21 protein-coding genes, 1 tRNA gene and 3 pseudogenes are annotated in these 20,588 nt (G+C 36.0%); 14 read left to right on the top strand and 11 right to left on the bottom strand.

Going from position 1 to position 20,588, the window contains the following annotated elements; genetic code table 11:
• Complete coding sequence (locus CUB63_RS16430) at positions 1 to 513, bottom strand: toxin-activating lysine-acyltransferase (RefSeq protein WP_006534857.1); 513 nt, start codon at positions 511 to 513, stop codon at positions 1 to 3.
• 522 nt (positions 514 to 1,035) lie between these two features.
• Between CUB63_RS16430 and CUB63_RS16425 the strand changes: the two genes are divergently transcribed.
• The 5 genes from CUB63_RS16425 to guaD all read left to right on the top strand — a co-directional run bounded on the left by CUB63_RS16425 (position 1,036) and on the right by guaD (position 5,026).
• Complete coding sequence (locus CUB63_RS16425; protein ID WP_109848523.1) at positions 1,036 to 1,596, top strand: TetR/AcrR family transcriptional regulator; 561 nt, start codon at positions 1,036 to 1,038, stop codon at positions 1,594 to 1,596.
• A gap of 43 nt (positions 1,597 to 1,639) precedes the next feature.
• Entirely contained in the window at positions 1,640 to 2,065 is a 426-nt protein-coding gene (locus CUB63_RS16420) for a DUF417 family protein (protein ID WP_006534854.1), read from the top strand.
• 300 nt (positions 2,066 to 2,365) lie between these two features.
• Positions 2,366 to 2,758, top strand: coding sequence for a hypothetical protein (locus tag CUB63_RS16415; RefSeq protein ID WP_109848522.1), 393 nt, complete (start codon positions 2,366 to 2,368; stop codon positions 2,756 to 2,758).
• Between the two features lies 1 nt (position 2,759).
• Complete coding sequence (locus CUB63_RS16410) at positions 2,760 to 3,374, top strand: YadA-like family protein (protein ID WP_232240053.1); 615 nt, start codon at positions 2,760 to 2,762, stop codon at positions 3,372 to 3,374.
• A 278-nt stretch (positions 3,375 to 3,652) separates the two neighbouring features.
• Positions 3,653 to 5,026: a guanine deaminase gene (gene guaD, locus CUB63_RS16405; protein WP_109848521.1), complete on the top strand. Its 1,374-nt coding sequence runs from the start codon at positions 3,653 to 3,655 to the stop codon at positions 5,024 to 5,026.
• A gap of 201 nt (positions 5,027 to 5,227) precedes the next feature.
• On the opposite strand, the gene rclR is transcribed toward guaD, so the two are convergent.
• Positions 5,228 to 6,085 (bottom strand): reactive chlorine-specific transcriptional regulator RclR, encoded by an 858-nt coding sequence (rclR, locus tag CUB63_RS16400; RefSeq protein ID WP_109848520.1) that lies wholly within the window; start codon positions 6,083 to 6,085, stop codon positions 5,228 to 5,230.
• 228 nt (positions 6,086 to 6,313) lie between these two features.
• Here rclR and rclA point away from each other — a divergent pair, with 228 nt between their 5' ends.
• From rclA to CUB63_RS16385, 3 genes and pseudogenes are all read left to right on the top strand, one after another.
• Positions 6,314 to 7,639: a reactive chlorine resistance oxidoreductase RclA gene (gene rclA / locus CUB63_RS16395; protein WP_109848519.1), complete on the top strand. Its 1,326-nt coding sequence runs from the start codon at positions 6,314 to 6,316 to the stop codon at positions 7,637 to 7,639.
• A 388-nt stretch (positions 7,640 to 8,027) separates the two neighbouring features.
• Positions 8,028 to 8,123: pseudogene (locus CUB63_RS18020) on the top strand (ParA family protein); the annotation flags it as partial.
• Positions 8,124 to 8,196: 73 nt separating this feature from the next.
• A pseudogene (locus CUB63_RS16385) lies at positions 8,197 to 8,397 on the top strand (phage integrase N-terminal domain-containing protein); the annotation flags it as partial.
• A gap of 261 nt (positions 8,398 to 8,658) precedes the next feature.
• Here CUB63_RS16385 and CUB63_RS16380 read toward each other — a convergent pair.
• From CUB63_RS16380 to mutY, 4 genes and pseudogenes are all read right to left on the bottom strand, one after another.
• A tRNA-Phe gene (locus CUB63_RS16380) sits at positions 8,659 to 8,734 on the bottom strand.
• Between the two features lie 260 nt (positions 8,735 to 8,994).
• Positions 8,995 to 10,065, bottom strand: a complete 1,071-nt coding sequence (gene mltC / locus CUB63_RS16375; protein ID WP_006534841.1) for a membrane-bound lytic murein transglycosylase MltC — start codon at positions 10,063 to 10,065, stop codon at positions 8,995 to 8,997.
• Between the two features lie 63 nt (positions 10,066 to 10,128).
• Positions 10,129 to 10,401 (bottom strand): oxidative damage protection protein, encoded by a 273-nt coding sequence (locus CUB63_RS16370; RefSeq protein ID WP_006534840.1) that lies wholly within the window; start codon positions 10,399 to 10,401, stop codon positions 10,129 to 10,131.
• Between the two features lie 29 nt (positions 10,402 to 10,430).
• Positions 10,431 to 11,472: pseudogene (gene mutY, locus CUB63_RS16365) on the bottom strand (A/G-specific adenine glycosylase).
• A 216-nt stretch (positions 11,473 to 11,688) separates the two neighbouring features.
• On the opposite strand from mutY, the gene trmB reads away from it, so the two are divergent.
• From trmB to CUB63_RS16340, 5 genes are all read left to right on the top strand, one after another.
• Positions 11,689 to 12,408, top strand: coding sequence for a tRNA (guanosine(46)-N7)-methyltransferase TrmB (gene trmB, locus CUB63_RS16360; protein WP_006534837.1), 720 nt, complete (start codon positions 11,689 to 11,691; stop codon positions 12,406 to 12,408).
• Entirely contained in the window at positions 12,408 to 12,734 is a 327-nt protein-coding gene (locus CUB63_RS16355) for a YggL family protein (protein ID WP_006534836.1), read from the top strand. The genes trmB and CUB63_RS16355 overlap by 1 nt, the downstream gene beginning before the upstream one ends.
• A 74-nt stretch (positions 12,735 to 12,808) precedes the next feature.
• On the top strand, positions 12,809 to 13,735 hold the full coding sequence (gene glsB, locus CUB63_RS16350; protein ID WP_072063548.1) for a glutaminase B: 927 nt from the start codon (positions 12,809 to 12,811) through the stop codon (positions 13,733 to 13,735).
• Between the two features lie 22 nt (positions 13,736 to 13,757).
• On the top strand, positions 13,758 to 14,495 hold the full coding sequence (locus tag CUB63_RS16345; protein WP_006534833.1) for a DUF2884 family protein: 738 nt from the start codon (positions 13,758 to 13,760) through the stop codon (positions 14,493 to 14,495).
• A gap of 174 nt (positions 14,496 to 14,669) precedes the next feature.
• On the top strand, positions 14,670 to 15,620 hold the full coding sequence (locus tag CUB63_RS16340; RefSeq protein ID WP_109848517.1) for a siderophore ABC transporter substrate-binding protein: 951 nt from the start codon (positions 14,670 to 14,672) through the stop codon (positions 15,618 to 15,620).
• A 95-nt stretch (positions 15,621 to 15,715) separates the two neighbouring features.
• Here the strand turns inward: CUB63_RS16340 and hemW are convergent, their stop codons facing one another.
• Genes hemW through CUB63_RS16315 form a run of 5 tightly spaced genes read right to left on the bottom strand, consistent with a single transcriptional unit; the run spans position 15,716 to position 19,551 of the window.
• Positions 15,716 to 16,846, bottom strand: coding sequence for a radical SAM family heme chaperone HemW (gene hemW, locus CUB63_RS16335; RefSeq protein WP_109848516.1), 1,131 nt, complete (start codon positions 16,844 to 16,846; stop codon positions 15,716 to 15,718).
• The gene (locus tag CUB63_RS16330; protein WP_072063545.1) at positions 16,839 to 17,432 is read right to left on the bottom strand and encodes an XTP/dITP diphosphatase; all 594 of its coding nucleotides are present in this window, start codon (positions 17,430 to 17,432) and stop codon (positions 16,839 to 16,841) included. The genes hemW and CUB63_RS16330 overlap by 8 nt, the downstream gene beginning before the upstream one ends.
• Before the next feature lie 11 nt (positions 17,433 to 17,443).
• Positions 17,444 to 18,001, bottom strand: a complete 558-nt coding sequence (locus CUB63_RS16325; RefSeq protein WP_006534828.1) for a YggT family protein — start codon at positions 17,999 to 18,001, stop codon at positions 17,444 to 17,446.
• An 18-nt stretch (positions 18,002 to 18,019) separates the two neighbouring features.
• On the bottom strand, positions 18,020 to 18,838 hold the full coding sequence (gene proC, locus CUB63_RS16320) for a pyrroline-5-carboxylate reductase (protein WP_072063544.1): 819 nt from the start codon (positions 18,836 to 18,838) through the stop codon (positions 18,020 to 18,022).
• Between the two features lie 14 nt (positions 18,839 to 18,852).
• Positions 18,853 to 19,551 carry a YggS family pyridoxal phosphate-dependent enzyme gene (locus CUB63_RS16315; RefSeq protein WP_109848515.1) on the bottom strand — a complete coding sequence of 233 codons (699 nt, stop codon included), beginning with the start codon at positions 19,549 to 19,551 and terminating at the stop codon, positions 18,853 to 18,855.
• Positions 19,552 to 19,572: 21 nt separating this feature from the next.
• Here CUB63_RS16315 and CUB63_RS16310 point away from each other — a divergent pair, with 21 nt between their 5' ends.
• Positions 19,573 to 20,577 (top strand): type IV pilus twitching motility protein PilT, encoded by a 1,005-nt coding sequence (locus CUB63_RS16310; RefSeq protein WP_072063542.1) that lies wholly within the window; start codon positions 19,573 to 19,575, stop codon positions 20,575 to 20,577.
• Positions 20,578 to 20,588 lie beyond the last annotated feature (11 nt).

The following is a 20,588-nucleotide window of genomic DNA, read 5'->3' as shown; positions in this document are numbered from 1 at the left end:
TTAACTTATCAATGAAAATTTAAAGTCGGGATAGTTTTTAACTTCAGTTATTAATTCATGGTGATATTGTTTAAATATTTTATTTGCCAATTGTTTATCTATTTTACCTCCGTGAAATTCTGACACTTTACCAATCTGAGTTTCAGGATCTACTCTGATTGCCCTAAATAATTCATTAGGAAAGTTTTTTCGCATATATTTATATAGTGCTCCGTTATCCCCAAAAGGGGCTATCCAATCAATGAACCATTTACGATCACCAGAAGTCCAGTCCTCTGCAATTAAAGAAGTCACATCATTTAGATATTTAACTTCATTTTCTAAATTTAAATTAGCCCAGCTACAATATGCGACAGGGAAACCATCTCGAGTTAATAAAGCATATTGGTTAGCTTGTATTGCGGGTAATACATTTATTGCGAATAAAGATACAGGCCAATTTCTATGTAAAGGGGAGCTTGCCCATAACCATACAATATGACCAAGAATATCTAATGAATTATTTCTATTCATTTTTTTTCCATGAAATATGTTTGATTGATAGATTTTGATAATAACTTTTCCGCGATTCTATAAAAAAAATAAAAATGGAAAATTTTACGATTTAATATTTCTTTAATATAAATTTAATTTTTCTATGAAATAAAAAAATGCACATCGCTATTTGTTAAGTATCTGTTAATTCTGTGTATCTGTTTAACTTTTTTGTTTTCTTGGGATTTTTTTTATTGTGTTGTTTTTATTTGATTTGTTTTTTATTTTTTTTGTTTTTTTACTTTTTGTCTTCATTTTTTTAAACTGATTTTGTTTTTTTAATGAATGTGATTTATTTTTTATTGACAGCCTACCTTCTGGTAGGTAAATTTTTTCTTTAAACTTAGGTTATATTATTTTTTATAGAAAGAATTTGGAGTAATTAACTTTTTGAAATCTCTCTAAAATAGAATTGATTTGATGATATGGCTTTATTTCTATAATGATAGAAGAATAATATTCTTATGTAATCGCATTATACCTATAAAACAAGGATTATTAATGACAACATATGATAAGATATTGCATCAGGCGAATATACTTATTCAACAACGCGGTTTTTTAGGGTTTAGTTATGCTGATCTAGAGAAGAGAATAGGTATTAGGAAAGCAAGCATACATCATTATTTTCCGAGCAAAATAGATTTAGGATTAGCATATTGTCAATATAAAAAAGAGGGATTTATCCGACTTGAAGGATCTTTATATAATATACCCTCTGGATTACAACGATTAAAAACGTATTTAAATGCTTTCTCTGATTGTGCAAAGAAAGGAGAAATGTGTGGTGTCTATGCGATGTTATCTGATAGCCATCAATTCCCGTTAGAGTTGCAAGAAGCCGTTAATTTATTGGCTGATTTTGAATTAAATATATTGAAGAATATTTTAATTTTTGGTCAAGAGAATGGTGATATTCGGCTTTTTTCTGCGGCTAATGAGCTAGCTGTAATTGTTTGTTCTTCATTGAAAGGAGCATTAATGCTTAATCGAATACCTCCGCATAATGCTTATTTTGAAACAGTAAAAGTATTACTTACGATGCTTGATTCAAAGCAATAGATTTATCGTTATCTCATCATTATTATCATTTTTAGAGGTTCTAATGAAAAATCTTATTAAACGTTTTATTAATTCAGATTACGATATCGTTTTTCTTCGATTATCCGTCATTGGCATACTCATGTTATTTGGTACTTATAAATGGTTTGATTTTGAGGTAATGGCATTAGAACCTCTTATATCTAAATCTTGGTTGAATATTTTATATACTTTATTTGGTGTGTATGGAGGAAGCTATTTCCTTGGTATAGTAGAAAACCTCACTTTTCTCGCTTTAATTGCAGGCTTTTATAAACCTGTGATTGGTATGATGGGAGATATCATCGTTATTGGTATTGGCGTTATTACTCTTAGTTTATTACCCCAGTTAGGAAAAGTTGATAGTTTTATTATAAAAGATATTCTTCTCATTGGTGCTGGTATCGTTTTACTTAAATATGATTTAAAACGTCACTTAACTATTTGTTAATAGATGTATTAAATATAAAATTATTCTAATTAAATGAATAATTATATTTTATACACTCAAACTTAATAATTATGATGTTAGTTTATCGCGTGATTATTTGTGTTGGTATTTTTGTTAGGGAAATTAAATAGACAATATACGATTTAATAAAAACAAATAGTTAAATATAAATTAAAAACATTTAATATATTTTTAAGTTAAATTATTGACAGGATTTTATTGAAAAAATAAAATCTGCCACCTTATTGTTCTAGTCATTTTTTATTTTCATTTACATTTATATATTATGGGTTTGTGATCATGAAGAAAACATTAATCGCTTCTTTAATTTTTACTTCTTGCGTAGCAAATAGCTATGCCGCAGATGCAACATATAATGCAGGTGATCGTAGTAAAGCAGACAGTGATTATGCTACTGCTATTGGTGTATCGGCGAGTGCAACAGGAAATTCATCGTCTGCAATAGGTGCTAATTCATCAGTTAATGGTCATAATTCTGTTGCCATTGGTTCATTTAGTAAAGCTTCAGGTCATTCAAGTTTAGCTAATGGTGCAGCGAGCGAGTCGGCAGAAAATTCTACGGCTGTTGGTGCTGTTGCAAAGGCGACAGGAGAAAACAGTGTCGCTTTAGGGAATTCTACATCATCAAAAGGCCAAAGATTCCATTGCTATTGGTGCAGGTGCCCATTCTGATATGGAAGGTGCTATCTCTATTGGATCTGATAGTCAGGCTATGCATATGGGAAGTGTTTCTATTGGTCATGCAAGTACTACTGATAGAGAAGATTCTGTTTCTTTCGGAAATGAAAACATAACAAGACAATTAACGAAAGTTAAAGCAGGTACAATGGATACTGATGCTGTAAATGTAAAACAACTGAAAGATCATACAGCACTAGAAATCACAAATAATAATAAAGTTATTAACCAACGCATGAAGGAAGTTGTGCAATTAGGGCAAAAGGCGGCTAACAACGCTGAAAGAAATGCAAATGACTATACAGATGCAAAATTTAACCAAATTGATAATAGAATAAATTCATCATTTCAACAGTTGAATGACAAAATCGACGAGAATGCAAAGAAAGCTAATGCGGGAATTGCATCTGTTGCCGCAATGACTAATATTCCTTATGTAAATTATCAAAAATTTAGTGTTGGTGCTGGGCTTGGTAATTATAGAAATGGGAATGCTATTGCTGTAGGCATGCAGTATAAATTAAATGAAAATACACATGTGAGAGCATCTACATCATGGAATAGCTCAGATAGTGCAGTATTTGGTGGTGGTATTGCCATTGGTTGGTAATATACTGTGATAAAATGATTTCTATTTAGAATAATAATTCTAAATTTCATCTTAATTGTAAGAGATTTAATTGTTTTTTGTACACTGCTGTTATGGCAGGTGACTATTTTTATTATTATTATCTCTATTATTATCTCTATTTTTTTCCCAAAAGTTGGGTTTCGATCCAACTTTTGTTTTTTTATATTTATAATTAATAGCGATGATGGGTATTAGGTTTTTCTCTAGTTTAAAAAAGAGAAAGTAAGGATGGTATTATATATTTTGAGGAGAACGTAATGGTTCAAAATATTATATTTAGAGACTATGAGAAAGTAATTAAAGCAAAAGCTTTTACTTCATCTTCTGCAGACGAGTTGCATTTTATTGAACATTCTCTTATTTGTATTGATAAATTAGGTTTTATTGCAAAAATTTATCATTCTAATGAAGAAGATTATTTGCCTCTTCTATCTTGGGCTAAAAATAATAATATTCTTCACGAACTTAAATCTGATCAATATCTATTACCTGGTTTTATTGATTTACATGTGCATGCACCACAATGGCCTAACCTTGGTAAAGCATTAGATCTTCCTCTGGATCAATGGTTACAAGAATATACTTTTCCACTTGAAGCTCGTTATTCAGATTTAGAATTTACCCGTAAAACTTATCAGCATCTAGTGCAAACATTATTAGAAAATGGAACAACAACAGCTGTTTATTTTGCGACTATTCACAGAGAGTCGAGTGTAGAATTAGGGCGGATCTGCCTTTCTCTTGGGCAACGAGCTTTAATTGGTAAAGTGGCTATGGATGATCCTAATTCTTGCCCAGATTATTATCGTGATAAATCAGCTAAAAGTGCAATTGAAGAAACACATCTATTTATTGAGGATATAAAAAAATTATCGGGTAATGAGAATAATCAAATATTACCTGTTATTACTCCTCGTTTTATACCTAGTTGTACAACAGAGTTACTCAAAGGATTAGGAGAACTTGCACAAGAAACACATTGTCATGTTCAGACACATTGTTCGGAAAGTGATTGGGAACATAATTATGTATTAGAGCGGTATGGTGTAACAGATGCTCAAGCTTTAAATAATTTTGGCTTAATGACTCGTAAAACTATTTTAGCACATAGTAATTTAATTTCTGATGATGATATCAATATCATTAAATCTAAATCAGCAGGGATCGCACATTGTCCTTTATCTAATTTCTATTTTGCGAATTGTGTTTTTCCTTTGCGTAAGGCACTTAATCGACATGTTCATGTTGGATTAGGAAGTGATATAGCTGCGGGACATAGCCCTTCAATTTTTGATGCTTGTCGTCATTCAATTACAGCAAGTAAGGCGCTTAATGATGGTGTTAATTCACAATTATCAGCAGAACAACGAGGATGTTCTGGTTCTGAAATTACATTTAAAGAAGCTTTTTGGTTAGCAACAGGTGGTGGTGGTGAAGTGCTTGATTTGCCTATTGGCCAATTGAGAGAAGGATATTTATTTGATGCAATGGTTATTGATACCAATGTAACGAGTTCTGATATTCTTATTCGTGAAGAAGACTCTAGCCATGATATTTTACAAAAGCTTATTTATAATACTCAGCGAATTAACATTACGGATATTTGGGTTGGAGGAAAAAAGGTTTATTAATTATCAAAAAAATTAATATAGAGTATATGCAATAAATATATCGATTTTTTATTTAAATAATAATCCCAATTAATTAACGATTAATTGGGATTGCTATTTATATAGAGTGAAATAGAGTTCTATAAATAATAGTGAAGCATTATCTTTTATTCAACATTTTATAAGGCAAAGCACATAAAGTATTTTTATATTTTATTGTGTTTATTCAGTCCCAAGTAATTTTATTTTTTTACGATATTCGCCAGGAGTACAGTTAAATTCACGTACAAAAGCCTTATGAAATGATGATTCATTGGCATAACCTACTGATTCAGCTATCACCACTATTGGTAATGTTTCACGAGATAAAGTTTGTGCAGCTATTTGTAGTCGTAACATTGTTAATACAGACATCGGTGTAGTGTTAGATATTTTACGAAAGAGTTGTGCAAAACTAGCTCGTGACATATAGCTCTGTTGAGCTAGCTCTTTAATTGTCCATGGGTGTGATGGATTTTCCATCATTTGTGAAATAACTAGACCCAGTCGAGGATGTAATAGCAAATTGAGTAGATTCTTCTCAGTAGTAACTTGAGTTAGCCAATTACGAATTGCAAGTGTGAATAATGTAGAACATTGCTGGCTACACAATGCATCGGACCCTAACATACCCGTATCAGATTCTTGTTGTAAAAAACAGATAACTTCCTTAAGCCAATAGAACTCTAAGCTATTATTTGATGGAGCTAGATATAGCACTTCAGGCAATGTGGTTAAAAAATGACGTGCTGAATATTGTAATCGTAGACTGCCACAAATAATGTGTGTTGGCTCATCTTCTAATTGATTTAAGCAATGAGCGGAATTATGAGGTAATAATACAATCCTTCCCGGTCTTAAGGTAAATGTTTGGCCTGTCGGTGTTTCTATTTTTGCGGCACCTTGAGTGACAGTATGCCAGCGAACCACTGAAAATTCCCCTGTTGTATGATGAATTTTCCAGCTATCACCTAAAAGGCAATTTTTATCGATTGCTCCTTCTAGTATATTCAGAATTAGCAAACGGCTAAGCGTATCCATATAAAGCTCCCGAATATCATATAGGATATGATGTTATATCTTCTTCATTGTATTTTGATTTTTCATTATCATAATATTGAAATTACTATTTTTTCAGTACTTTTTATGTTGACTTCGATATTTTAGACTCTAAGACAAAAATAGTCATTTTATGGAAAATTCGTATTTCTTCTTGTTCAACTATCATAGAGTAAATTAAATAAATATTTACTGATAGGTGGAATTAATATGAATAAATATCAGGCAGTAATTATTGGTTTTGGAAAAGCGGGTAAAACGCTGGCTACCACATTGGCTAAAGCTGGATGGCGCGTTGCTATTATTGAACAGTCAAAGAGTATGTATGGAGGTACTTGTATTAATATCGGCTGTATTCCAACTAAAACATTAGTACATGAAGCGCAATTACATAAAGATTTTTCTTCCGCAATGCAACGTAAAACTGATGTTGTTAAGTTTTTACGTAATAAAAATTTTCACAATCTTGCTGATATGGATAACATTGATGTTATTGACGGTCGTGCTGAGTTTGTTGATAGCAATACGATACTTATACATCAGTCTAATGGTGAGTTGAAAATAGTGGGTGAGAAGATATTCATTAATACAGGAGCACAAACAGTGTTACCGCCTATTTCTGGATTAACCACAACTCCTGGGGTATATGATAGTACGGGAATACTTGATTTGGACTTTTTACCAACACACTTAGGTATCCTTGGTGGCGGGTATATTGGAGTAGAATTTGCATCTATGTTTGCTAACTTTGGTAGCAAGGTGACAATATTTGAAGCAGCCCCATTATTTCTACCTAGAGAAGATCGAGACATTGCGGATGCTATTGCCAATATTTTGAGTGAACAAGGAGTCGATATTATTCTCAATGCTAATGTGAATAGCATAAATCGAAAGGATGATAAAATTCAGGTTCACATGACTCATGGTTCACAGGATGTTGATATATTGTTGGTTGCTTCTGGTCGTAAACCTGCAATAGAACAATTACAGTTACAAAATGCGGGTGTAGCTGTAAATGAGAATGGCGCTATAATTGTTGATAAACATTTGCATACTACAGTAGATAATATCTGGGCAATGGGGGATGTTACTGGTGGACCTCAATTTACTTATATATCGTTGGATGATTTTCGTATAGTGAAAGATGAATTATTAGGTGATGGCAAACGTAGTACAGATCTACGGCAAAATATCCCTTATTCTGTTTTTATGACACCACCATTATCACGTATAGGAATGACAGAAGAACAAGCTGTGGCAAGTGGCGCTGAAATTGAGATTGCTACTTTGCCTGTTGCTGCGATCCCAAGAGCTAGAGTTATGAATGATACTCGCGGTATATTGAAAGTAATAGTTGATCGCAAAACACGGTATATTCTTGGTGCTTCATTACTATGTATTGAGTCTCATGAAATAATTAATATTATAAAAATAGTAATGGATGCAAAATTACCATTTACTGTGTTACGAGATCAAATATTTACCCATCCTAGTATGAGTGAATCGCTTAATGATTTATTTTCATTAATAAAATAAGAAATATATTTATTTGTTTTGAATTTATATAGTTGTTTTTTGATTGTTTACCACCCTCTCCTAGAGGGTGGTGTTATTAAAGAGTATATTATCAAAGCTATCGGTTATGAGAGAGATATTTATATATTTAAAATTTAATAAATTGATAAAATAATAGAATGTTTCGATATTTTTTGATTTTTTCTTATATTTTTCCACTATTATTATAGTGTCTTATATGTGTCGGGCGTTTTCATTTTACATAAACCTCAGAAAGCAAAAAACTAGCTCTAAGGCTGGTTTTTCTAAATAGAGGTGTTCGAACTCGGAATCGAACCAAGGACACGGCGATTTTCAAGCTTAAAGCATAAATAAACGTAGGTTATCTGAACTAATTCAGGTGGCTTATATGCAGGTAATTTCAGTTATTTCTACAAAAGGTGGGGAAGGTAAATCCACTTATTCTGCAAATCTCGCAGGAATATGTGCTGATGCAGGGTTAAAACACTACTTATTGATGCAAACAGTGGATCTTAATCATCCAGAACGATTAATTTTCCATACTTGTATTCGTAATCCATATCGAGCTTCATATCAAAAGTCGTCAGGAAGAAGGTATTTCAAAAAGAACACTTCAAAACGAAATGGCAGGCATTCGGAGTATTTTAGCAGTTGCTGGCAGAACAAAGCCTGCCTCACCTCAACATGAAAAGCTAAGTAATCATGCGCTTGGTTTATCAAATGCGAGCCGTGATGGCACGAAAGTAGCTATTAGCGAAAGAAGCACAAAAGGTAGGAGTAGAACCGACAGATCAAGTGTTCAATGTTGGGTGGTTTGATGTGATGAAAATAACAGGAGGAGTATCAAGATTTGACAGTGATTAGGAAAGAAAGTAAAAGGTACAAATAAAAAAACAGCCTTGATTTGAGCAAGACTGTTTAGTTTAAGAGTTTCAACATAAAGTGACAGTGCCAAATTATATTTTTCCACTCTTGTTTGCCCTCTCAGTGATTTAAGTCACTGACGAACAAAAGAAAGATGGTGCCCGAACTCGGAATCGAACCAAGGACACGGGGATTTTCAATCCCCTGCTCTACCGACTGAGCTATTCGGGCAACGGGGCGTATTAAACCCGATATCGCTTTGCTCGTCAACGTTATTTATCACAAAACCGTTTGATTGCTGTTTTTTTAAACTTATTGATTAATAAAACGCTATTTTTCATAAAAAAAGAGCAAAAGTGAAGTTAAAAAGGTTTAGTGGTATACATAACAAATGATGATAGAAATGTGATAAGACGAGCTATCGAATCGTAATTATAGAAAAGCTTCCCCAAACTTATTGAGGAAGCTTTATTTTTTAGACTAATTATTAACTAACGATAGTTACGTTGAGCTGTACTGACCTTCTCAAGATAGCGACGAGATTGGTCGGCAGGGTGCTTATTACGTAATGTGGTATACACTTGCGTTGGTTCTAAGTTGTTAATCATGGCAGCTGCTTGTTTCTTATCGTTATGGAAGATCCGTAACACACTACCTGCACCACCGTTATAAGCCTGTATAACGGCATAGCGGCGGGAAATAGGATCTTTGATATCACCAAGATAGCTGTTTTGTAGTATTGAAATATAAGCAGCACCTGCATCGATATTATTAGCAGGATCAAACAAGTAACTGCGGCTTGGTTGTCCTGATTTACCTTGCATACGGAATACATCTCGACCAGCCGTTGCTGGCATGATCTGCATTAAACCTAGAGCATCAGAACTACTCACGGCATATGGGTTAAAACTTGATTCAATTTGCATAATAGCTAGGATAAGCGAAGGCTCAACACCATATTTAGCTGCCGCTTGTTGAACTAACGGTAAATATTTATGAGCACGTTTATCAAGGTGGTTAGGAACAAGATTAATGGTGACATACCAAATTGTATTTATACCAGATTGGCGTTTTTGTAATTTATTAGCAATCAGGTAATCAGCAAACTTATTGGCTCTCCATTCCCAGCGTATAGGTTGCCCTGTATTATCAAGAACCTGCCCAGATAAAAAAGGTTCTGTACTGTGAGGGATGTTATTGACATCAGAATAGAGATCGATAGAGCCTGGATCTTCGCCCATCAATAACGTTGTGACAATCGCCTTATGTAATTGAAATTGAGGAGCATCACCACCTAATGTTTCTATCGTGATGGTACCCGCTTCAAAGTTAATATGACTACGGGTTTTATAAGCGTCAGTATATTTTACGTAGTCTTTAGGACCGGCTATTAAAACTTCCTTCATACCCCAAATCATTTCGATATTATTGGCAAATTGTCCCATAAGAATATCGAACGCATTGGTGTCCTTTGCATAATCAGGTTCAAATGTCTTAGAGGGTTGGCTACTACATGAAATGAGTAGTGGGGCGATAATTAGCAAGAGAAGGATTTTTTTCATGGTCAATTGAATCGCTATGGTGAATAAAATACCAGAGCCTTAAAGACTCTGGAAAAGTGAATATTATTTTTCAGGCGGAGTGTAGCCGTCAATATGAACATCATGGCCTTCAAATAAAAATCGTACCATTTCTTGTTCTAATAGTTTGCGATCATCAGGGTTCATGGTGTTAAGTTTTTTCTCATTGATAAGCATGGTCTGTTTTGCCATCCATTGGGCCCATGCTTCTTTTGATATCTCATTGAAAATGCGCTTTCCAATTTCTCCTGGGTACAACTGAAAATCAAGTCCATCAGCTTCTTTGTTTAGGAAAGTACAAAAAATAGTTCTGCTCATAATAAATCCTCAATATCGCAGGGATTAGCTTAGGCTAATTGTCTAAGTAAATTCTCTACAGGTGCTGCTAACCCTATGTTTGCAGGAGCCTGTAAGTTATACCAAAGTCCTTTTTGCTCCTCCATCATAGAGGTAAACGCTGAGAGTTTTACGCAAATTGGCACAATATCTAAATGAAAGTGGCTAAAAGTATGCCTAAATGAAATTAGTTGTTCTGATTCATTATTATCGAGCCCATGCTCAGTTAACCACTGTTCTAAAAGCGCTTTTGTTTCAAATTGAGGAAAGGCAAATAATCCCCCCCCATATTCCTGCTGGCGGTCTTTTATCTAACCAAACCAGATTATCATATTGTAAAATAAGAAAATAAGTTATTTTCTCTGGGATAACTTTTTTAGGTTTTTTCCCAGGATAATCCGCCCAATTGTTTTGAGCATAAGCGATACAACCTGTATTTAGTGGACATAGTTCACATTTAGGTTTGCTTCTAGTACAAACCATTGCACCTAAATCCATCATTGCCTGATTAAAATACTCGACACCTACAGTTGGGGTAACGTTTTCGCTGATCTCCCACAATTTTTTTTCAACTTCTTTTTTACCCGGCCAGCCTTCAACGGCATAACAACGAGCTAAAACACGTTTCACATTACCATCAAGGATTGGGTAAGGTTTTTTCAGTGATAACGATAAAATAGCACCAGCAGTTGAACGCCCAACACCCGGTAAAGCACAAACGTCCTCAAAGGTATCAGGAAACTGTCCTTGATGTTTATCTACAATGTGTTGTGCTGCTTTATGTAAGTTTCTGGCTCTTGCGTAATAACCAAGGCCCGTCCATAAATGAAGCACTTCATCTAATGGTGCTTTAGCTAACGTAGCGACATCAGGAAAGCGTGAAATAAAACGCTCAAAATAAGGAATAACCGTTGCAACTTGGGTTTGTTGTAACATTACCTCAGATAACCAAACGTGATAAGGCGTTTTTTCTTGCTGCCAAGGGAGCGTTTTACGCCCATATTTGTGATACCAATTAAGTACGACTTGCGAAAATTGCAGTGCTTCCATCATGTTTTATTTTATTAACTCATGTTCTGATTAAGATAAGATTGCACCACAGAGAGAATAAACTGTAAACACTCTTAATATTTATCTTATAGAGTGATGCTTCTATAAACGACTCTTGCTAAACTTAGTGATCTTTGGATAATGTCGGTTAAGTTGCACTATAGCGACATTATCACGGTTTTAAGTAAATAATTGGCCTAACGACTGACAGTATTAGACATGATCAAAAATGTAATTTCTCCGGAATTCAATGAAGAAGGGCGTGCCTTACGACGCGTTCGTAGTTTTGTTCGTAGACAAGGCCGTTTAACGCCTCGTCAAGAGCAAGCATTAGAAACACAGTGGCCTGTCTTTGGTATTGAATATCAACCGGAACCCATCGACTTCAGTCAGGTTTTTGGACGCGAAGCGCCTGTAATTTTAGAAATTGGCTTCGGCATGGGCGCATCGCTCGTGACTATGGCAAAAAATACACCAGAAAATGATTATTTCGGTATTGAAGTACACGCACCGGGTGTGGGTGCTTGTCTGGCAAGTGCTGAAGAAGAACAAGTAACTAATTTGCGAGTCATGTGTCATGATGCGATTGAAGTACTCAATCACATGATCCCAGATAATAGCTTAAAAATGGTTCAGTTATTCTTTCCTGATCCGTGGCACAAAGCGCGTCATAATAAACGCCGTATTGTTCAAGTGCCTTTTGCAGAATTAATTTTAAAAAAATTAACGTTAGACGGTGTTTTTCATATGGCGACAGATTGGGAACCATATGCAGAACATATGCTTGAAGTGATGACAAGTGTTGAAGGTTATCAGAATTTGTCAGAAACTCAGGATTATGTACCACGACCAGCAACACGCCCAGTGACTAAGTTTGAGAAGCGTGGTCATCGTTTGGGGCATGGTGTATGGGATCTTATGTTTAAGAGGGTAAAATAATGGCTAAACAACGTAGTCGCCGTTTACGCAAAAAAATGCGTATCGATGAATTTCAGGAATTAGGTTTTTCAGTTAAATGGACTTTCCCAGAAAATACCCCTATTGAGGAAGTGGATCGCTTTGTTGATGAACTGATCCTCAAAGTCATTGAGCCAAACGGGCTGGCATTTGATGCAAGTGGTTACCTGAGCTGGGAAGGCCTAATCTGCTTACAACAAATTGGTAAATGTACAGAAGAGCATCGCCAATTAGTCGAAAACTTCCTAAAAGAGAATAAAATGCAAGATGTACAGACCTCTGAACTATTTGATGTTTGGTGGGACTGATAGAAAGTTATACATTTAGCAAATAATTACAAGGGCATCCAAAAGGATGCCCTTGTCTGTCTGGGGAAGGGACTGTGACTACAACGTTATCTAACGCATTACTGTCAGATATTTTGCAACAAATTCGCCCATTAATCGGGCAAGGAAAAGTCGCGGATTATATCCCCGCGTTAGCCCAAGTATTGCCAGAACAGCTTGCTATGGCTGTTTATACGGTGGATGGTGAACTCTATCAATCGGGTATGGCAGACAAACGTTTTTCTATTCAATCTATTTCTAAAGTACTTAGTTTGACACTCGCCTTAACTCGTTATGAAGAAAATGAAATTTGGCAACGAGTAGGAAAAGAGCCTTCAGGTCTGCCTTTTAATTCCTTAATACAATTAGAGATGGAAAAAGGGATACCTCGGAATCCTTTTATTAATGCAGGTGCTATTGTTATCACTGATATGTTGCAGTCTCGATTAAGTGCACCAAAGCAAAGAATGTTAGAAGTTATTCGCTTTTTAACGGATGCTCCTGATATTTGTTATAACTCAGTGGTTGCAAAATCAGAGATGGAACATCTTAATCGAAATGCATCAATTGCTTATCTGATGAAATCTTTTGGTAATTTTGAGAATGATGTTATTACGGTGCTGGAGACTTATTTTCACTATTGTTCAATAGAAATGAGTTGTACTGAATTAGTGCGATGTTTTAGTTATTTAGCTAATCAGGGGGCAAGTGTTGGGAATAAAAATCAGATTATTACGCCAAGACAAACCCGCCAAATAAATGCGTTAATGTTAACTTGTGGTATGTACGATGGTGCCGGTGAATTTGCATTTCGTATTGGGATCCCAGGAAAATCAGGTGTTGGAGGTGGCATTATTGCTGTCGTTCCTGATGCTTTTACCGTTGCAGTTTGGTCACCAGAGCTGGATAAATCAGGTAACTCATTAGCAGGTTGTGCAGCACTTGAATTATTAGCAAACAAAGTTGGGCGTTCGATTTTTTAGCCATGTTTTCAGGAGAGTTGTTATGAATTTAAGAAATGTTGCTGTTGCACTGTTTTTTGTTGCAGGCTCTGCCAATGCATCTCCCAGTTTTGATTGTGCTGTAATGCCAAAAGATGATTTACGCATAACCTCTGAATTTGTTGAAGTCGCTGGTTCAAATGGTTTAATGGTAATTTATCCTGACGGGTCATTATTTCAAAATGAAAAAAGCGCCACATTGACACCACAGCAACAAGAATTAGCCAAAAAATATCAAGCTACAGTAAGACGAGACGTACCTTGGTTAAGAACTGAAACAGGGGCAAAACTGCAAGATTCTCGCAAAGTACTTGATAAAGTAGTAATTGAAGCTTTTGGTAAAGAAAGCAATATTCTCAATAGATTAAGTAGGTTAGAAAAAGATCTTAATCAACAAATGGATAGAGTGGTTAGTATAGAACCAAATAACATCACCTTTCATGCTCAAGCGATTAAAGAAGTTGAAGCCAAAGGCCGTGAAATCGTAGAAAGCAGCCTAGGTGGTATGTTGCAAGACAGCATTAATGAATTGGGGAAAAAACAGTTATTAGCGGCTGCTGGTGGTGACAGTAAAAAAGCATTAGGTGGGTTATTAGGAAGCTTAGATGGTTTCCAAAAGATTATAGATCAGGAGTGGAAGCAACAAGAAGCAGCGTTTACTCAATTTGGTCAGCAAGCTTGTAGTAAGATAACTCAAATGGAAAATCAGCGAGTTGAATTAATTAATGCATTAAAGAAGTAGCTGCTCCATTTCTCTAATGATTGAGTTATTAACCAGATAGTTAATAAGCTTTATAAATGACGAATTCACAATAATTGAAAATAACAATGAAAATCATTCTTATTCAATTGACTTGTGAAGGGAGCTGTTTAGAATGCCCTGTTTGAGTATTCCACTTAAACAGGGCAAAAATTAATGAAGAAGATCCTTCCTTTAGTTATCGCATCTATCCTTTCTGTAACGAGCTTCTCTGTGTTAAGCAAAACGCCAATTGAATATCAACCTAACCAAGTTATTAGTCAGCAGAGTGACAAGATGGTGATTAAACATCAGTTGGGTGAAACAACGGTCGCTAAGAACCCATCAAAAGTGGTTCTATTTGATTTTGGTCTCTATGATTCTTTAGTTCAGTTAGGTTTAGCCGATAAAGTGGTCGGGTTACCGTTAGGTAATGCGCCTGCTTATATTAAAGGAAGTATTGCAAGTAATGTTGCTAATGTCGGTGGCATGAAAGCACCTGACTTAGAAAAACTAGCTGAAATTAAACCTGATTTAATCATTATTACTGGTCGACAAGGTGCCTCTTATGAGGCTTTAGCGAAAATTGCACCTACTGTTAATTTAGGTACTAATAGCGCTAATTATCTTAATTCAGTTGAGTCGAATATCAAATTATTAGGTGAGTTATTTGATAAACAGCAAGCGACTCAAGAACAAATAGCTAAATTAAATGCCGTTATTGAGCAAGCTCAGAAAAAAGCCACTGGATCTGATAAAAAAGTATTAGTGTTATTACACAATGCTGGCAATTTAATGCCTAATAATCAAAGTGTTGTTTATGATGTTGTTAAAGCAAAAAGAGCAGAATTACCACCTGTTGCCGAGGAAGATAAAGGTAAACGTCGTATAGTTACATCAGAAATGATCGCAAAAGCTAATCCAGATGTTATTTTTATTGTGGATCGTAGCGAAGCGATTGGCGCGGATAAATTAGAAAAAAACGCATTTGAAGATGATGCTATAAAAACAACTTCAGCCTATAAAAATGGAGATATCGTTTATCTGCAAGCTGATCTTTGGTATCTCTCTGGTGGTGGTTTAGATAGCTTAACTAAACAAATTGAAGCAGTAGAGAGTGCGCTTTAATTGATTAATTTTTAAGGTTTGTTATTAAAGAGAAATGCCCAACTGAGAATAACAGTATGGGCATTTTTCAAGCGAACTATTTGAAATCAGTAATATTATAGAAATAGTTCAAGCAATGAGTTGAGGAATAGCTTGCCATGAGGCGTAATTTGCCAGTGTGTGTCTGTTTCACTGATATAACCTAAAGCCAAAGCTTCATCTATCTGATGGCGAATAACCTCTTCAGAAAGCCCAGTATAATCGCTGAAATCCTGTCTTGGAAATGCTTCTAATAGACGAAAACGGTTCATAAAAAATTCAAATGGACGATCATCATTATCAACAAAATGTTGCTGGTCAAGATAACGGCCTTCCATAAAACCTTTAGGGTGCTTGGTTTTTACTGTTCGCATGATGCGACCATCTTCAAAGCTTATTTTTCCATGAGCACCACAACCGATACCTAAATAATCCCCAAAACGCCAATAGTTTAAATTGTGTTCACACTGAAAGCCCGGTTTGCAATATGCCGATGTTTCATATTGTTGATATCCTGCGGCTGTCAATAATTTATCGCCTTCTGAAAAAATATCCCACAGCATATCGTCATCAGGTAATTTAGGCGGACGGGAACCAAATTGTGTGTTGGGTTCAATGGTTAATTGATACCAAGACAAATGGGGTGGCGATAATTCTATTGCTTGCTGTAAATCCGAAAGCGCTTGAGATAATGATTGGTCTGGTAAACCATGCATTAAATCTAAATTAAAGCTCCGTAAGCCTAATTTTTTGGCTAAACGAGCCGCATTTTTAGCTTCATCTGCATCATGAATGCGCCCTAAGCGAATAAGTTTATCATTACCGAAACTTTGCACACCAATAGAAATACGATTTACGCCAGCACGTTGGAATCCAGCAAAGCGCTCAGCTTCTACGGTTCCTGGATTCGCTTCCATGGTAATTTCTGCATTCGGGCTAACAGCTAGGCGTTCTTTAACGCCATAAAGCAAATCAGCCATTGATTCAGCACTTAATAAACTTGGTGTTCCACCACCAATAAATATTGTTTGAACTTCACGAGAACCAACATGAATAAGATCAGCATCTAAATCATTGAGTAAATGTTGCACATATTCCTGATGCGGTACTTCACCCTTTAAGGTGTGTGAGTTGAAATCACAATAAGGGCATTTTTGTACGCACCAAGGAATATGAATATATAAACTTAATGGGGGCAACTTAAGCATTCTTAAGGGCATCCAACATTAATTTAAGTGCTTTACCACGATGCGAATGCTGATTTTTTTGCTCTTTAGTTAATTGCGCAGCAGTGCAATTTAATTCAGGAACAAAGAAAATAGGATCGTAGCCAAATCCTCCTTCACCGTGCATTTCAGTGCTTAATACGCCGTGCCAAATACCGTGGAAAATCAGCGGAGTGGGGTCGTTCTCATGGCGCATATAAACCAATACACAGTTAAATTGTGCTTGGCGTTTTTCAGCAGGAATATCTTTCATTGCATTAAGCAATTTATCCAGATTTTGCTGATCGCTTGCATCAATACCTGCATAGCGTGCTGAGTAAATACCCGGAGCACCGCCTAACGCATCTACCGAAATACCTGAGTCATCAGCAATTGCTGGAAGACCTGTCACTTTTGCCGCATGACGTGCTTTAATCAGTGCATTTTCAACAAAGGTTAAGCCAGTTTCTTCAACTGAATCAACACCAAGTTCTGTTTGAGCAACAATATCTAAACCAAAATCAGAAAGCAAAGAGGCTAGCTCTTTGACCTTTCCCGGATTTCCTGTTGCGAGAACAACTTTTTGCATGAGTGTCATCCTCAGTAAAGCGTTACGCTAAGTAACCATTGTAAAACGTCTACGCGCAGATAATTTAGAGCGTAAAGCACAAGAATAACAATCATTGCAGAGAAATCTAAACCGCCCATTGCCGGAATGATACGACGAATGGGTGCCATTAAAGGTTCTGTTAATTGAAATAAAAGATGATCAATTGGGTTACGTCCTTGGCTTACCCAGCTAAGAATTGCGCGGATAATGATCAACCAAAAAATCATCTTACCTGCTGCTGTGAGCAGTTCAATAAAGGCAAATGGGAACATTAAAGAGAAAGGAATTGATGTTCCTGATAAGTAAGATGGAATAATAATGCCAAGCAGAATGAGTATATAGGCTAATAAGACTGAAGCGGTATCAATAGGGCCAATAGAAGGAATAACGCTTCTTAATGGGCGAACAATTGGTTGTGTGATCTTGACGATAAATTGTGAAAAAGGATTATAAAAATCAGCTCTGACACATTGCATCCAAACACGTAATAGAAGGACGGATGTGTAGAGTTGAAGAAGAGTCAGAATGACGAAATTTAAAAAATTCATTAGTTGGCCCTGATGAAATTAAAATTGTTTTTCCATTTCTTGCGCACGTTTAATCGCAGCTTGCATGGCAGAAGCGACGTTTTCAGGTAATTTACCTTCATAAAACTGCATAAGTGCAGCCGCTGTCGTTCCACCTTTTGATGTTACCTGTTCGCGTAAAGTTGAGAAAGGTAACATATGTTGTTTTTCAGCTAAGGCAGTAGAACCACTTGCTGCTTGTTGCACGATGGCTCTTGCTACATCAGGTGAAAAACCTAAACGTTCAGCTTCTTGTTGCATTGATTCCATAAACAAGAAGAAATAAGCAGGTGCACTACCAGCAACGGCGATAATATCATTGATGGCAGATTCTTGCTCTACCCAAACAGTTGTTCCGACACTTTTCATTAATTCGTCGGCAAACTGTTTATCTTGAGATGAAAGTGAATTGTGCGCGAACATACCACTTAAGCCTTTACCTACCAGTGCTGGAGTATTTGGCATAATACGAACGAGTTGTAATTGAGTTGCAAAATAGTCGTTATATCGTGTAGCAGGAATACCAGCCGCGATAGTGAGGACTAACTTTTTACTCATTGCGATATTTTGTAAGGGCTTACAAACTTCTTCCATCATTTGTGGTTTTACTGCCAGTACAATAACATCTGCTTTTTGAACAGCATCAATATTGTCATTAGTACTATGAATGCCGAACTCTTTTTCTAAAGGTTCACGGCGAACGGAAGAAGGTGAACTGACGGTTATCTTATGTGCAGGATATCCACCTTGAACCAACCCTGCAATAATGGCCTGAGCCATATTTCCAGCGCCAATAAAAGCGATGTTACGATGTTCCATATAAACCTCTATTTTTACTTAGTCGCGTAATTCCTTGCGCCAAAAATTGCTGTACCAATACGAACGAGTGTTGAACCACAAGCAATAGCTGCTTCCATATCACTCGTCATTCCCATAGATAACGTATCTATATCGGGATATTGAGATTGTAATTGCTTAAATGCAAGATGCATTTTTTCTAACACTTCAACTTGTTTGTCATACTTGCTTTCAGGTGCTGGGATAGCCATTAATCCGCGTAATTTAATGCCTGAAAGAATAGAAATTTGTGCCGCTAACCCATCAAGTTCAGTGAGACTAATCCCTGATTTGCTGTTTTCATCACTGATATTGATTTGAATAAGTACATTTAATGGTGGCAATGAAGCCGGACGTTGATCACTTAATCTTTGCGCGATTTTTAATCTATCAATGGTATGGCACCAATCAAAATTCTCAGCAACAAGGCGTGTTTTATTTGACTGTAAAGGGCCAATAAAGTGCCAAACTAAGGTGTGGTTATCAGCAAAATAATGGATTTTATCAACGCCTTCTTGGACATAATTTTCACCAAATTCAGTTTGTCCACACGCGATTGCTTTTTCGATGTCGCTCGCAGGTTTTGTTTTGCTCACTGCAAGTAGTGTTATTTCTTCTGAAGAACGGCCGCATTTCTGCGCTACTGTGTCAATGTGAGACCTGACATTGACGAGATTCTGTTTAATAGTATTCATGGCAACTCAGGAGATAATAAGATGAAAATGGAAAATTTAATTGCGTATAGTGTAAAGCATAACGCGTCTGATCTGCATCTTTGTTGTGGCGATGTACCACGATTACGGATCAATGGAATACTTTATCAACAAAATCAATGTAAACCTATCACTTCAGATAGTTTACTAACGTGGTTCAGGCCTTTTTTAAGTGATGTTCAAAAGCAAACTTTTGAAAATGAAGGGCAGGTTGATACCGCGCTTACACTGTCTTGTGGACAACGACTGCGTGTTAATTTATTTCGTCAACAAAAAGGTGTTTCTGCAGTATTAAGAATAATTGAAACACAAATTCCTTCTTTAGATAAACTTCGAGTACCTAAGTCGGTTTCAACATTATTAGATAATTATTCTCATGGGCTTATTTTAGTTACTGGGGCTACAGGCAGTGGCAAGTCATCAACATTAGCCGCGATGATCAATCATTTAAATCAATATCAACGTCAGCATATTTTGACATTAGAAGATCCAATCGAATTTATACATAGCAATAAACAAAGTGTTGTTCAGCAACGAGAGATTGGACGTGATGTGCAAAATAGCGCAAGTGCAATAAAGAGTGCTTTACGTCAAGATCCAGACGTTATTATGCTAGGTGAGTTAAGAGATGTACAAAGCATTAAGTTGGCATTAACGGCAGCAGAAACAGGACATTTGGTGTTAGCAACATTGCATACCCAAGGGGCGGTACAAACGCTTGAGCGCGTGACTAATGTATTTACAGGTAATGAGCGACAATGGATTTCATCACAATTAGCGTGCAGTTTGAGGGCGATAATTTCACAAGAGTTGGTGCCTTCAACTGATGGTGGGCGAGTGGCATTATTTGAAATAATGCAGGTTACGCAAGGCATTTCACATCTTATTAGAGAAGGGAAATATCACCAGGTAACAACATTAATGCAAACGGGTAGTGAATATGGCATGCAAACCTTCATGTTAAGTCGCCAACAACGTCAACATGAAGGATTAATTCAACGAGATTAATTGATTAAGAG

The organism is Proteus penneri (assembly GCF_003144535.1).
GTDB classification, from domain to species: Bacteria; Pseudomonadota; Gammaproteobacteria; order Enterobacterales; family Enterobacteriaceae; genus Proteus; species Proteus penneri.
This window is presented reverse-complemented; position numbering and strand designations above follow the sequence as displayed.